Origin of the sequence: Pararhizobium sp. A13, from assembly GCF_040126305.1 — a bacterium.
In the GTDB taxonomy this organism is placed as follows: Bacteria; Pseudomonadota; Alphaproteobacteria; order Rhizobiales; family Rhizobiaceae; genus Pararhizobium.
Genome location: NZ_CP149510.1, coordinates 166785 through 178606 on the forward strand (window position 1 = coordinate 166785; position 11822 = coordinate 178606).

Genomic DNA, 11822 nt, shown 5'->3' on the forward strand with positions numbered 1-11822 from the left:
GTGGCAAGCTAAGTTGGGCGCATATGGTCTTGAGTATGTGTAGAGAGTCCAATGACCGAAATGATACGACCCCGCGTGAAATATGTCATCGGCCCCGATGGCAGCCCTTTGACGATTGCAGACCTGCCCCCGGCCAATACCCGTCGCTGGGTGATCCGACGCAAGGCTGAAGTCGTCGCCGCCGTTCGTGGCGGGCTTCTGAGCCTGGAAGAAGCCTGCGAACGTTACACCCTGACCGTCGAAGAATTCCTGTCCTGGCAGTCCTCCATCAACGACCATGGCCTCGCCGGCCTGCGCACGACCCGCATCCAGCAGTACCGCCACTGATCGGCGCGCATTAAGCGAAACCTTTTTTCGGGCGGTTGCCATGAACCCGGCAACCGCCCGAAGCATTTTCAGGTACCAGCCACCCTTCGCGTTCTGCTCGCGGCATGCCATATATCCACAAGCAGACAATCCGGATGGGTGGACCCATGGATATCAAACTTGAGGAAGCCGGCTCGCACGGCCGCTACAGCGTGGCTGTCGAAGGTCACACCAGCGAAATGACCTATTCCAGGTCATCGCCACAGCTGATCATCATCGATCACACCGCCGTTCCCGACGCGCTGCGCGGCAAGGGCATCGGCCAGGCACTCGCCGCCCATGCGATCGAGGAGGCCCGCAAGGGCGGCTGGAAGATCATTCCGCTCTGCCCTTTCATGCGCGCCCAGACGCACCGGCATCCCGAATGGCAGGATGTCATCCAGACATAGGACTGCACACGCCCTCAGGCGCACTGCACCAAAAACGCACAAGGCCCTCCTCACGAACTTGGGACAAGTCCGTCAGAAAGGCCCTGTGCCTTTGAACGCCGCCGAACGCCTCAGGCGCGCATGCGAACGCTGCTATCGCGCTCTTCAAGCGCGGCCGCCTTGGCGAATTCCGCCTGGACTTCCTCTAGCGCCAGTTCCGCCGCATCCTGCTGCACCTTCAACTCCCGCACCGAGACCTGCAGGTTGTCGGCCCGCTGCCGGGCAGCCTTGGCAAAGGTCGGATAGGCGAAATGCGAGGGATCGGAGATCCCGGATTTCTTCTCTTCGAACGTGATTTGGTTTTCCAATTCCTTGGTCATCCGCTCAAATTCGGCCATCATCATTTGAAGCTGGTTCAACTGACGCTGTTTCTCCTTCACCTGAAATTCCTTCAGGCGAACAAGGCTCTCACGTGACTTCATACGCAATACTCCCGTGATGCGAGACCCCGGTTACTTGATTTGGCCCGTCCAACCGACCTTACGGTGTCGGAAAAAGAAAAAAATTCAGCGATCTTAACAAAATCCTACCGCTGGTAACCTTTCGTTTACGGGCATCGTTAATCATAGGGACGATCATTTAAGGGTCAGTAAATGCCGAATGTTAAATTTGAGGTTCGGCATAGATTGAGTCAGATGAGTCAGATAGCCAATTTTCTTAATGTGGCGCATTAAGGATGTCATTCTAGATTCACATGCAAAATCAGAGGACTGCAAAAAATATTTAACATTTCCGATACACCTTGCCAGAGTGAATCAGAATTTGTTAACCATTTGCTGGCAGCCTCCAAATCAGGCAACGACTGGATCCGTATCGCGTAAGGGGGCCATCAACGACCTTTCGGCGGCGGAAAAGGGGACAATTATGCGGGTTCTACTGATTGAAGACGACAGCGCGACAGCGCAGAGCATCGAACTGATGCTCAAGTCGGAAAGTTTTAACGTTTACACCACCGATCTCGGTGAAGAGGGCGTCGACCTCGGCAAGCTCTATGATTACGACATCATTTTGCTCGATCTCAACCTGCCCGACATGTCCGGGTATGAGGTTTTGAGAACGCTGCGCCTGTCCAAGGTCAAGACACCGATCCTGATCCTCTCCGGCATGGCCGGCATTGAGGACAAGGTTCGCGGCCTCGGCTTCGGCGCCGACGACTACATGACCAAGCCTTTTCACAAGGACGAGCTCGTCGCCCGGATTCACGCGATCGTCCGCCGTTCCAAGGGCCATGCGCAGTCGGTGATCTCGACCGGCGAGCTCATCGTCAACCTGGATGCCAAAACCGTCGAAGTCGGCGGCCAGCGCGTCCACCTGACGGGCAAGGAATACCAGATGCTGGAGCTGCTTTCGCTCCGCAAGGGCACCACCCTCACCAAGGAAATGTTCCTCAACCACCTCTATGGCGGCATGGACGAACCCGAACTGAAGATCATCGACGTGTTCATCTGCAAGCTTCGCAAGAAGCTGGCAAATGCTGCCGGCGGCGCCAACTACATCGAAACGGTCTGGGGTCGCGGCTATGTGCTGCGCGAGCCGGACGGCGATTTCGCAGAAAGCGCCTGATTTTCGCCTGCTCTTCAGCTGGCGGCGTCCCGCATCCCGCATATGTGGAGACGCCACGGCTGATCGTGCCGAAATGAGTGTGAAGACCCGCCGGAGATGGCGGGTTTTTTCGTTTTTGGGGGCTGGATGGATCGGGGCGGCGCCCAGGGCGCCACACTACAAAAAAGCTGAGGCTGGGGGCAGCGGCTTCATCTGGCGGACACCGGAGTATGATTTTGGGAGTATGATTTTGGGAGTATGATTTTGATCAGGCAGCGACCGACAGGCTGCCAAAGACGCTGGTCAGGATCTTGCGGTCAAACGGCTTCAGGAGGAAGTCGTCAGCGCCGGCCCGCTTGCCGGCCATCATCTTCTTCAGGTCGGCTTCGACAACGCAGTAGTAGATGCGCACGCCCTTGCCGCCGGGCAGGTTGCGGATATTGGCAATGAGGTCCAGCGCGCCATCGAGAGCGGCATCGACGATAATGATATTCGGCAATTCCGCTTCGCAGCGCACGAGCGCCTCAAGGCCGTTGGCGGCCTCGGACACCAGGAAGTTCAAGCCGGAGAGAATGCGCTTTCCAACCTTGCGTACGACGTCAGAATCATCGGCAATCATTAACCGTTGCATCTCTAGCTCCTTCTTTATACCTAAGCGGGAGTCATTCCCTTGCAACAACCGTATTCCGGTTTGGCAAAGATTCAGTTACCGCGGGAACTAAAAAGACATTTATCTCGGGGTACCTCAGGCTTCGGTCATCCTTGCCGAAAAGATGATCTCCTCCGGCGTCGACTCCACCGCGATCTCCATGCCGGCCTCTTCGGCAAGCAGCACCGTGTAATAGGGCTGGATGGTGTGAGCATCGACCGCTTCTTCGAGCGTGCCGGACAGCAGTTCGATCAGCTTCGGCGGCACGCGCATCATCCGGCCCTTGGCGATCAGCTTGAAGACCGCGTCATATTCAGGGTTTTCCAGCACGACCTCGATCGAGCCACCGCGAGGAATGGCGCCATAGGCGATCAGGAACAGGTTGAGCAGCAGCTTCACGCGGTTCTTGGCGATAATGACGCGTGGGCCGGTCCAGGTGACTTCGGTCTTCTTTTCGACGGAGGCGAAATCCTTCGCGGCCTTTTCGGCCTCGCCGGTATCGATCGAGGCGCCGACCGAGCCGGAAGCACCGAAAGCAAGCCGCGCGAACTTCAACCGGACAGACGCATTGAGCGCACTGGTGCGGATCAAGTCCATGGCATCGGCATCCGCCCCGCCCTCGTCGAGAAGCTCGAGGCCGTTGTTGATGGCGCCAACAGGAGAGATGATGTCATGGCAGACGCGGCTGCACAGAAGCGCTGCGAGATCAGGACCGGTCAAGGTCAGGTTCGGGTTCTTTCCCATGTCGATTCCTCAATAGCCGTCTTTCGGCTTCCGGCTCATAAGCGTGGCCAGGCGGCCTTCCGCGATGCTTTTGCCAGCATGGTCTAGCCCGCGAAGATTGCGCGGGCATAGCGTCAAGGGCGAAGATCATAAAGACACCACATTTGGTAAACCGATTGTTAAGATCATCGGTTCAAATTGCTGACAATCAGCCCGAGCCCGTGACAGACTTGAACGGGGCAGGACAGCGGCCTGCGAATGAACACGCGCAGGCGCTCCCGGATTTACGGAGAAAACTATGCAGCGGATCGTCAATGCCGTGAAAACCAACCTCCTCCGCATGCTCGTGACATTGATGGCTGTCTTCAGCCTCGTGTCCGTTTCGCACGCGCAGAGTGCCAACGGCTCCCAGTACACGATGCAGGAAATCGTCGATGCCGGTCACGGCTTCTTCGGATCGACATCCGGCGGCCTTGCCAAAGTGGTCGAGAACGCATTTTCCAAATACGGACTGCCGAACGGCTACATCCTTGGCCAGGAGGGCTCCGGCGCGTTCGTGGCCGGCCTGACCTATGGCGAAGGCGACCTCTACACAAAGAATGCGGGCCAACACAACGTGTTCTGGCAGGGGCCGTCGCTCGGCATCGACTGGGGCGGTCAGGGCAGCCGCGCGATGATGCTGGTCTACAACCTTCCAGCCGTCCCCTCGCTCTACAAGCGCTTCGGCGGTGTCTCCGGCTCGGCCTATGTGGTCGCAGGCGTCGGCATGACGGTGCTGACCGATGACAACATCGTGCTGGTGCCGATCCGCACGGGGATCGGCGCACGGCTCGGCATCAATGTCGGCTATCTGAAGCTCACCCAGCAGCCGACCTGGAACCCCTTCTGAGGAAAAATCGCCGCGTTATCCTTGTCCGTCATTTCTTCAGCGGACGCGTCTTGCAAAAAAGGCGCGTCCGCGAATACTTGAAGTGATATCGTCGTTAGGCTTTCGAGCGACTGAAACGAGAACCGTTGCCGCGTGCTTCGAATTGAAATGGCCAGCCCTTGATTGAATTCGTACTCCTGTTTGCGCTCGGTTTCCTGACGGCGGCTATTCTCGGCCTTCTGGCTGCTCCGGTCGTCCACAAGCGCATCGTCCGTTTCGCCGAAGACCGATTGAAGGCGACGATGCCGCTGTCTCCACAGGAAGTGCGGGCACAAAAGGATGCGGCACGCGCCAGCTATGCCGCCGAAAACGCCCGCACCAGCCAAGTCCTGAAGCGCGAGCGCGACAAGAACGTCACGCTATTGCTGCAGAATGATGCCGTCCTGAAAGACGCCCAGCGCCTCGCCGGCGAAAATGCCGATCTGCACACCCAGATCGCCGACATGAATGTCGAGGCCGCCGACCTGCGTTCCACCGCCCGCCAACTGGAGCAGACGATCGAGCGGCTGAAGGCGAGTTTGGCCGACGTCGAGCGCGATAACGTCAAGAAGAACATCGACATCAAGACACTGACACGTCAGGTGGACCACGTCGCCGCCGATTTGGACAGCCTTAAGATCGACGCCGCCACCTACGATACGGAGGCGGAAAACCTGAAAAGCCGCATTGCCGGGCTGAGGGATGAGCGCGAAAACCTGCGTAACGAACTGAGAGCGGAAAGCGCCAGAGCGCGCGAGCTGGAAGCCCGGCTTGCGCGTGACGAAACCCGCATCCGCCAGTTCGAAGCCAAGCTTGCCAGGGAAATCGCTGCCAATGCGGACAAGGATAGCTTTCTCGAGCGCCGTGCGGCAGAAATCGAGCGTTTGAAGGCAAAGGTCAGGGATGCGGGCACCGATCTGCGCGATGCATCGAAGGCCCTGCGGGCTGCCGGCCTGACGATGCCTGTACGGAAAGATAAAAAGCCTTTGGCAGAAATGCCGGCCGCCGACGGCCTGCCTGTCCATGCGCCGACGTCTGTTGCGGATTCCCTCCCCTCAAGCGCCGTCATCGATCTGACCGTGCCCGCCGACTACGCCCGCAACCGGGCGGCCGCCGTGTCGGAGCGGCTGATCAATTCGAAAACATCGTCCCATGACGACGCCCTGCGGGAAGAAATTGCCGATATCGCGGCAACCATGGTGGCCTTGACCGCGGCAAAGGAAGGCCCGGCCTCGCCGATACCGGCTCTTCTCAAACCCGCCAGCGCACAGACCGAAGCGAACGAAAAAAGCCTCGCCGGCCGCGTCAGGGACATGTTCCCGCCGGAGCAGCCATAAGCGCCGTCAAATAAACCCGTTGATTATCGCAACCTGATGCAGCGCAATGCCGGTCGCGGTGGCGACGTTGAGGCTGTCGAGACCGGGCCGTTGGCGTATGCGGGCAGTGCGGATCGAGGACAGGATAGGCTGTGGCAATCCCTCACCCTCGGTGCCCACCAGAAGCGCCGTGCGCGGCGATGGCGCAATGTCGCGCAAATCGGTTTGCCCGCGCGGTGACAGCCCCCAGATCGAAAATCCCTCCGCCTGCAACCGCGACACAAGCGCTGCGACCGAGCCTTCCCGGGCAAAGGGCACCGTCAGGACCGAGCCGACGGACACGCGGATCGCCTTGCGGTACATGGGATCGCAGCTGGTGTCGTCCATCAGCACCGCATCGGCGCCGAACGCCGCCGCATTGCGGAACATGGAACCCATATTGTCGTGGTTGGAGATGCCGCAGGCGGCCAGCACCAGGCTTTTGGCAGGCAGAGCGCCAATGAGCGTATCCATTCGGGGCGCACGATCACACTTGCCAAGCGCCAGCACGCCGCGATGCATGTTGAAACCGGCAATGGCATCGAACACCACGGCATTGGCGACATAGACGGGAATATCGGCCGGGAATTCGGCAAGAATGTCGCTGACACCGCTGACCCGGTTTTCGAGCAGCAGGATCGCCTCTGCCTCTATGCCCCGGCCTGCGCGATGCGCGGCGGCAAGCACGCGCAGCACCACGGTTCCCTCGGCGATAAAGCGGCCGTGCCGTCCGGTGAGGTCCCGTTCCTTGATCGACACCAAGCCGGCAATACGCGGATCAGCCGGATCGTCGATGCGGACGGGAGCTTTCGCCACGAGACTGTCCCGCTCAGTTCGGCTTGACGGTGATGTCCGCGGTGATGCGGCCGGCAGCGATATCGAAGACGAACGCCTTGCGGTCTCCACCGCCGACAGCGCCGTAGAACAGGATCTGGCCGCCCGACAGAGCCACGTCCGAAACCTCAAACCCGGCCGGCAGGGCTGCAATTGCCGTCCGCGGTGCATCGCTCGGGACTGAAACGGCGGCCGTTTGCGACGCATCCTGATCGCTCAGTCGTGTTACCTTGTAGACAATCGCCCCAAGCACGACCATAAGCATCACCAACATGACACCGGCCGAGACAAGCTGCAGACGGATCATCTTGCGGCGCACGTTCTCCATCACCGGATCGAGCGGCTTTTCTTCCTGTTCGTCTGGTTTCTGAGTAGACATGGCTGGCCTTACCTGCGGAATGGAACGAAGAATGAGCGATCCCTTTAAACAAGCCCCGGCCATTAGGAAAGTCCTGACCGCAAATGAGGAAGCGAGCGGCCGGATGGACGCCTTCCTGACCGAGGCGCTGGCCGGCGAGTTTTCCCGCAACCGCATCAAGAGCCTGATCGAACAAGGCGAGGTCACCCTCAACGGCAAGACCATCAAGGAAGCGAAGAAGAAGGTGCAGCCGGGCGACATCTTCGAGATCGGCCTGCCGGAACCGGAAGATCCCGAGCCCAAGGGCGAGGATATCCCTCTCGATGTGCTCTACGAGGATGACGACCTGATCGTGCTCGTCAAACCGCCGGGCCTTGTCGTTCATCCCGGCGCCGGCAACTGGACGGGCACGCTGGTCAACGCGTTGATCCATCATTGCGGCAACAGCCTGTCGGGCATCGGTGGCGTCAAGCGGCCGGGCATCGTCCATCGCCTTGACAAGGATACGAGCGGCGTCATGGTCGTTGCAAAGAACGACGCGGCGCACCGCCATCTCTCCGACCAGTTCGCCGACCATGGGCGCACCGGCCCGCTGGAACGGGCCTATATGGCTGTCGTCTGGGGGCGCCCGCGCGGCCTTAAGGGAACGATCGACGCGCCGCTCGGCCGCGCCGGCGACCGGGTCAAGCGTGCCGTCAAGCAGGAAGGAACGGATGATGCGCGCGAAGCCATCACCCATTACGAGGTCATCGAGCGCTATCACGAAAAGCCCGACGCGACCGCGCTCGCTTCGATGGTCGAATGCCATCTCGAAACCGGCCGTACCCACCAGATCCGCGTGCACATGGCCCATATCGGCCATCCGCTGATCGGCGATCAGGATTATGGCGCAGCGTTCAAGACCAAGGCCAACCTGCTGCCGGATGCCGCAAAAGCCGTCGTCAACCGCTTCCCACGCCAGGCGCTGCACGCCTTCATGCTGGCGTTCGAACACCCTTCGACCGGAGAAACCATGCATTTCGAGTCGCCGGTTCCCGACGATATGCGTGAACTGGTCGAGGCACTGAGGGCGAAGGCTTAAGTTCGACTTTTGCCGGGCCGGAAAAGATCGGATTTGCTGTATTTCAGCCCTTGATATTTTGCCGGAGAACACAATTTACAGTGTGCAACCCGAATGAAGCATTCGCTTCTCCGGCTTCACGCCTGTGTGAAACCGGAGTTCTTGAATCATGCTTTCACCGCACTTATCTATGAGCATGTGGGGTCGGACAGACCCACAAGCCCGGCTTGCCAGAAGGAGGCCGGAACGCGAAAGGGGGGTGCATCATGGCCCGCAGTACGTTACCGTCCATTACCGCCGGAGAAGGCGGTCTCAATCGTTACCTTGACGAAATCCGCAAATTTCCCATGCTCGAGCCGCAGGAAGAGTACATGCTCGCCAAGCGGTACCAGGAGCATGACGACCGCAAGGCGGCACATCAACTCGTCACCAGCCATCTGCGCCTCGTGGCGAAGATCGCCATGGGGTATCGCGGTTATGGCCTGCCGATCGGCGAAGTTGTTTCCGAGGGCAATGTCGGCCTCATGCAGGCCGTCAAGAAGTTCGACCCGGAACGAGGCTTCCGCCTGGCAACCTATGCCATGTGGTGGATCAAGGCCTCGATCCAGGAATATATCCTGCGCTCGTGGTCGCTCGTCAAAATGGGCACGACCGCCAATCAGAAGCGGCTGTTCTTCAACCTGCGCCGCCTCAAGGGCAAGATCCAGGCCCTCGACGAGGGTGATCTGAAGCCCGAGCAGGTCAAGCACATCGCAACAACGCTGAACGTTTCGGAAGCCGAAGTCGTCTCGATGAACCAGCGCCTCTCCGGCGACGCATCGCTCAACGCACCGATCAAGGCGGGCGAAGGCGAGTCCGGCCAATGGCAGGACTGGCTGGTCGATGACCACGACACCCAGGAAGAAATGCTCATCGAACAGGACGAGCTGGAAAACCGCCGTGGCCTCTTGTCGAGCGCCATGAACGTGTTGAACGATCGTGAACGCCGCATCTTCGAGGCCCGCCGCCTGACCGAAGAGCCGGTAACGCTCGAAGATCTTTCGACGGAATTCGACATCAGCCGTGAGCGCGTTCGCCAGATCGAGGTCCGCGCCTTCGAAAAGGTTCAGGACGCCGTCCGCAAGGCGGCGCTCGAGCGGCAGAACGCGCTTCGCGTCGTCGAAGGCGCCTGAGTGTAAAGCAATAGATAAAAAAGCCGGCTGGATCGCTCCAGCCGGCTTTTTCATGTGGAATTTCACGCCTATTGGCCGGCGGGATTTGGTTTGGTGACGAGGCTCCAGGCCTGCATGGCCTTGGTGAAGGCCTCGGTGCCCGCCGGGCCCTTTTCCAGCGTCAGCAGAGCACGGCGACCATTACGATAGGTCAGCGGAATATCGATCCAGGTGCGGCTGCGCAGAAGCTCGATATTCGTTGCCACGGCTTCGGGGAAGTCGTTGAGCGCGATCATGTGGAAATCTTCCGTGATCTTCGCGGGCACAGCGATCAGCGGATCGCCGCGATCCTGCTCGTTGCGCTTCATCGCGACGCGCTGGACGCTTTCGATGCTGCCGCCTTCGAAGTTCTCCGGCAATGAGAAAACGAACTCGATGACGTGGCTCGCAGGCAACGACGAGTCGGCATTGCGCTTGATCGTCATCAACGCCGTCAGACCGCGTTCCGGAACATTGATCTGCGCCTGGACGACCGGCTCCGGCTTGGCGTCGCCGCCCGGAGATTCTTCCTTCACCGACCAGGCGACATTGCCTTCGATCGCCGTCGGCGCGGACTGTCCGAGCCGTTCCTCATAGAGGAACATCTTCTGGGCGCCGGCAGGGATCTGCTGTGTCGTCGGATTGGCGGCGGTCTGCTGCTCAGGCACCGGCTGAGCAGGCTGGGCGTCTGCGGCCTGGCCTGCAGGCGCCGCTTGCGCCGCGTTCTGCGGCGTACCTGCCTCCGTCTGGGCGGCAACCGATTTGCCTTCCTCGGTGGCAGCTTCCCCTCCCGGTACAGGCGCTGGCCCCTGATCGACTTCGCTGCCATCCGCCTGCAGGCGCTGCGTGAACTTGGGGTTGTTGCTGTCAAGCGACGCAACGTCAGTGCCGGGAGGCGTCTCAGTCTGCGTGCTCGTCTGCGGCGTTGCGACGTCCTTGGCCCCCTCTTCCGGCGTCGTTGCATCCGGCGTCTTCTGCCCCGGCACCTGCGCAGTCAGGGACTCGATCGCGGCCGCAACCCAGGAATTGACCACGTCCTGGTTTCGCCAATAGGCGTAAGCCCCACCGCCAACGACGATGAGGACAGCCGCGACAATTGCGATGACTTTGAGATTGACGGGCGAGCGCTTCGGCTCGGCGCGATAGGAAACCGGTCTCGAAGGAGCCGCCATATCCTCCGGGCCAGCTCCCGCAGCTTCCCTGCTCTGCTGAAAGGCCGCAGCAGCACCGGTGGCGGTTGCAACGCTGCCGTGTTCGAGGAGTTCGTCAACGTCATTCCAGGCACTGCCGGAAGATACGTGTCCCTCCGGCTCGACAGCAGCCGGTTTCTCGACGGGCCAGGACCAGTCGGAAATGGCAGGCTCCGTGCTCTCCGCGGCAACCGGCGCCGGGCTCTGGGTGAAGGGGTCGCTGTCGTCCCATGCCCAGGAATGCGAAGGTTCGGCGGCTTCCTGGCCTTTGCCATCGGATTCGGCGCGCGGTTGCACAACCGTTTCGACTGACTCGTAGTCTGAAAGGTCGGGAATTTCCTCGGTGATCGCAACTTCGCCCGCAGCCTCCGTCCAGACGGGCTCGCTGTGAGCCACGGCGGGAACCGGATCGCTCCATTCCGGCAGCTCCCATTCGGACGACGCCGCAGGCATCGGCTTGTCTTCGGGTCTCGACGACTGCGCGACGAGCTCCTCTTCCAAATCATCCGCCGCATGACCATCGTCCGGAGAAGACGTCTCGACCGACAACGCTTCAGGCTGCTCTGAAGCAATGCTGTGGCTCGGCTCATCCTGCACAGACGCTTCCACGGTTTCGCGCGTCTCGACAATTTCCGGCTGTTGCGGCGCAGTTTCCGTGGCAGGCTCGGATTCGGTCTGCTCGGAAACAGTCTCCTCGACTTCGGCAACCGGCTCGGAGACAGTCTCGTGCGCGACCGTTTCCTCATAGGCCGGGGGTTCGGCCGTTTCCTCTACAGCGGGAACCGCTTCCGTATCATAGGCCTCCACCGGCTCAACCGGTTCATAATACCGCTCTTCGGCAGCATCCACGTGGCGTTCCTCAGCCACGGGCTCTGCGACCGGTTGTGCCTCGTCGACGGCTGCCGTTTCCGCCGCGGCGTCCGCCAGCTCAGCGGCAGCACCTGCAGCCACCGAATCGACCGGCCCATCATCCAGCGCCGGAAGCGCTTCGGCATGGTCGCTCTCGACCTCGTTGATCGCCGCTTCCAGCTTGACCATCTGGCGTTCGATCATCTCGTCCGAGGGACGAGGCTTCATGCTTTCGAGCTGACGGCGGACGGCGCCCCGGGCCTTTTCGTAGACCTTGGCCCGCATCTCGGGAACATTGTCCGACAGACCATCGACGGTCCTTCGAATAACTGCAACAAAATCCGCCATCAGAACTTTCTCATACAATCGGC

13 protein-coding genes are annotated in these 11822 nt (G+C 60.3%); 7 read left to right on the forward strand and 6 right to left on the reverse strand.

Annotation, left to right across the window (positions count from 1 at the left end):
• Nucleotides 1-51: 51 nt before the first annotated feature.
• Nucleotides 52-327 (forward strand): DUF1153 domain-containing protein, encoded by a 276-nt coding sequence (locus tag WI754_RS00830; protein WP_018327815.1) that lies wholly within the window; start codon nucleotides 52-54, stop codon nucleotides 325-327.
• 146 nt (nucleotides 328-473) lie between these two features.
• On the forward strand, nucleotides 474-755 hold the full coding sequence (locus WI754_RS00835; protein WP_349435688.1) for a GNAT family N-acetyltransferase: 282 nt from the start codon (nucleotides 474-476) through the stop codon (nucleotides 753-755).
• A 110-nt stretch (nucleotides 756-865) separates the two neighbouring features.
• On the opposite strand, the gene WI754_RS00840 is transcribed toward WI754_RS00835, so the two are convergent.
• Nucleotides 866-1216, reverse strand: a complete 351-nt coding sequence (locus WI754_RS00840) for a flagellar export protein FliJ (RefSeq protein WP_349435689.1) — start codon at nucleotides 1214-1216, stop codon at nucleotides 866-868.
• A gap of 442 nt (nucleotides 1217-1658) precedes the next feature.
• Between WI754_RS00840 and ctrA the strand changes: the two genes are divergently transcribed.
• Nucleotides 1659-2357: a response regulator transcription factor CtrA gene (gene ctrA / locus WI754_RS00845; protein WP_024270822.1), complete on the forward strand. Its 699-nt coding sequence runs from the start codon at nucleotides 1659-1661 to the stop codon at nucleotides 2355-2357.
• A 247-nt stretch (nucleotides 2358-2604) separates the two neighbouring features.
• Here the strand turns inward: ctrA and WI754_RS00850 are convergent, their stop codons facing one another.
• A complete protein-coding gene (locus tag WI754_RS00850) occupies nucleotides 2605-2967 on the reverse strand; it encodes a response regulator (protein ID WP_037120601.1) in 363 nt (120 codons plus the stop codon).
• A gap of 114 nt (nucleotides 2968-3081) precedes the next feature.
• Nucleotides 3082-3729, reverse strand: coding sequence for a histidine phosphotransferase family protein (locus tag WI754_RS00855; protein WP_349435690.1), 648 nt, complete (start codon nucleotides 3727-3729; stop codon nucleotides 3082-3084).
• A gap of 277 nt (nucleotides 3730-4006) precedes the next feature.
• Here WI754_RS00855 and WI754_RS00860 point away from each other — a divergent pair, with 277 nt between their 5' ends.
• Both WI754_RS00860 and WI754_RS00865 read left to right on the forward strand, forming a co-directional pair.
• Nucleotides 4007-4597, forward strand: a complete 591-nt coding sequence (locus WI754_RS00860; protein ID WP_349435691.1) for an EipA family protein — start codon at nucleotides 4007-4009, stop codon at nucleotides 4595-4597.
• Nucleotides 4598-4755: 158 nt separating this feature from the next.
• Nucleotides 4756-5952: a hypothetical protein gene (locus tag WI754_RS00865; RefSeq protein WP_349435692.1), complete on the forward strand. Its 1197-nt coding sequence runs from the start codon at nucleotides 4756-4758 to the stop codon at nucleotides 5950-5952.
• Between the two features lie 6 nt (nucleotides 5953-5958).
• On the opposite strand, the gene WI754_RS00870 is transcribed toward WI754_RS00865, so the two are convergent.
• A complete protein-coding gene (locus WI754_RS00870; RefSeq protein ID WP_349435694.1) occupies nucleotides 5959-6786 on the reverse strand; it encodes an RNA methyltransferase in 828 nt (275 codons plus the stop codon).
• A gap of 13 nt (nucleotides 6787-6799) precedes the next feature.
• Nucleotides 6800-7183: a hypothetical protein gene (locus tag WI754_RS00875; protein ID WP_349435695.1), complete on the reverse strand. Its 384-nt coding sequence runs from the start codon at nucleotides 7181-7183 to the stop codon at nucleotides 6800-6802.
• Nucleotides 7184-7214: 31 nt separating this feature from the next.
• On the opposite strand from WI754_RS00875, the gene WI754_RS00880 reads away from it, so the two are divergent.
• Together WI754_RS00880 and rpoH are read left to right on the forward strand one after the other, a co-directional pair.
• Entirely contained in the window at nucleotides 7215-8243 is a 1029-nt protein-coding gene (locus WI754_RS00880) for an RluA family pseudouridine synthase (RefSeq protein ID WP_349435696.1), read from the forward strand.
• A gap of 245 nt (nucleotides 8244-8488) precedes the next feature.
• Complete coding sequence (rpoH, locus tag WI754_RS00885; protein ID WP_349435698.1) at nucleotides 8489-9394, forward strand: RNA polymerase sigma factor RpoH; 906 nt, start codon at nucleotides 8489-8491, stop codon at nucleotides 9392-9394.
• A 68-nt stretch (nucleotides 9395-9462) separates the two neighbouring features.
• Here rpoH and WI754_RS00890 read toward each other — a convergent pair whose 3' ends face one another.
• Entirely contained in the window at nucleotides 9463-11799 is a 2337-nt protein-coding gene (locus WI754_RS00890) for a hypothetical protein (protein ID WP_349435699.1), read from the reverse strand.
• Between the last annotated feature and the right edge of the window lie 23 nt (nucleotides 11800-11822).

Excerpts from the sequence above, each read along its gene's own strand:
- WI754_RS00890 (WP_349435699.1), bottom strand. The coding sequence starts at position 11,799 with ATGGCGGATTTTGTTGCAGTTATTCGAAGGACCGTCGATGGTCTGTCG.
- WI754_RS00860 (WP_349435691.1), top strand. The coding sequence starts at position 4,007 with ATGCAGCGGATCGTCAATGCCGTGAAAACCAACCTCCTCCGCATGCTC.
- WI754_RS00830 (WP_018327815.1), top strand. The coding sequence starts at position 52 with ATGACCGAAATGATACGACCCCGCGTGAAATATGTCATCGGCCCCGAT.
- rpoH (WP_349435698.1), top strand. The coding sequence starts at position 8,489 with ATGGCCCGCAGTACGTTACCGTCCATTACCGCCGGAGAAGGCGGTCTC.
- WI754_RS00850 (WP_037120601.1), bottom strand. The coding sequence starts at position 2,967 with ATGCAACGGTTAATGATTGCCGATGATTCTGACGTCGTACGCAAGGTT.
- WI754_RS00835 (WP_349435688.1), top strand. The coding sequence starts at position 474 with ATGGATATCAAACTTGAGGAAGCCGGCTCGCACGGCCGCTACAGCGTG.
- WI754_RS00875 (WP_349435695.1), bottom strand. The coding sequence starts at position 7,183 with ATGTCTACTCAGAAACCAGACGAACAGGAAGAAAAGCCGCTCGATCCG.
- WI754_RS00840 (WP_349435689.1), bottom strand. The coding sequence starts at position 1,216 with ATGAAGTCACGTGAGAGCCTTGTTCGCCTGAAGGAATTTCAGGTGAAG.
- WI754_RS00880 (WP_349435696.1), top strand. The coding sequence starts at position 7,215 with ATGAGCGATCCCTTTAAACAAGCCCCGGCCATTAGGAAAGTCCTGACC.
- ctrA (WP_024270822.1), top strand. The coding sequence starts at position 1,659 with ATGCGGGTTCTACTGATTGAAGACGACAGCGCGACAGCGCAGAGCATC.
- WI754_RS00855 (WP_349435690.1), bottom strand. The coding sequence starts at position 3,729 with ATGGGAAAGAACCCGAACCTGACCTTGACCGGTCCTGATCTCGCAGCG.